We start from the raw sequence: 1,022 nt of genomic DNA, 5'->3' as shown, positions 1-1,022 counted from the left end.
TCAAGCAACGGCATTGAGTCGCGGGCGGAAAGTGACACACGGTGATCTCCAGGCCGGTCTCCAGGGCCAGAGCGGCGAGTTCCGTCTTCCAAGTCCGGCTCCGGTATCCGTTGGAGCCGCCGGCGTCGGCGGTGATCAGCAGCCGGGACGCGGCCGGGTAGTCGAGGCTGCCGAGGCTCTTCCACCAGCGGCGGATCGACTCGACCGCGAACGCGGCGGTGTCGTGGTCGCATCCGACGCTGACCCACCCGGTGTTCGCGGCCAAGTCGTAGACACCGTATGGGATCGCCTTGCCGAGTTCCTTGTCGGGGAAGTCGTGGGTGGACACCTCGACCGGCCGGCCGGCGCGTTCCCACTCGCGGCCGCCGTTCTTGTAGGGGCCGACGAGTTCCTTCTTCTTCGTGTCCACGCTGATCACCGGCTCGCCGCCGGCCTGGTGAGCCCTGGCCCGCTCGTTGATGTAGTTGAACTGGGCGTCCCGATCAGGGTGTTGCCGGCCCTCGATGGTCTTGGCGTTGGCCTGCAGGCTGAAACCCTCCTCGCGCAGCAGGTTGCCGACCGTGTCGGCCGAGACGCGGTGCCCTTGCCGGGTCAGTTCCGCGGCGAGGTGCCGGGTGGACTTGGTGGTCCACCGCAGCGGTGACATCGGATCACCGCGCATGTCGGGGTCGACCAGGGCCAGCAGCGCGTTTCGCAGTGCGGGGTTCAGGTCGACGACCCGCTTGCGGCCCCCGCCCGGTCGCCTCGCCCGACCCAACGGCGGCTCACCGGAATCAAGCTCTCCCGCCCCCAGCGACACCGTCGCCTCACGGACCCCAGCGGCCCGGGCGACCAGCCGGATTCCGCCGTGACCGATCGACCGGGCCTCCGCCCCCAGCAGCAGACGACGCTGCCGCTCGTCCAGATGCGGCAGGATCGTCTCAAACTTCGCTGCCAGCGCGACTTGTTGCTCACTCGGAGTCCCCATAGCACAACAACGAGCCCCAAACCCGGAAGCTACGGGTTGATGATCTGCGCGCCCT

1 protein-coding gene is annotated in these 1,022 nt (G+C 68.6%); it reads right to left on the bottom strand.

The window, feature by feature from the left end; translation table 11 throughout:
* Window positions 1–967, bottom strand: a 967-nt coding sequence (locus tag AB0442_RS42675; RefSeq protein ID WP_366168879.1) for an ISAzo13 family transposase, incomplete at its 3' end; no start/stop codon positions are given.
* Between the last annotated feature and the right edge of the window lie 55 nt (window positions 968–1,022).

Origin of the sequence: Kitasatospora sp. NPDC085895 (assembly GCF_040702125.1) — a bacterium.
GTDB lineage: Bacteria > Actinomycetota > Actinomycetes > Streptomycetales > Streptomycetaceae > Kitasatospora > Kitasatospora arboriphila.
Note: the sequence above shows the minus strand (reverse complement) of the source record. Positions and strands in the feature narration are given on the sequence as shown.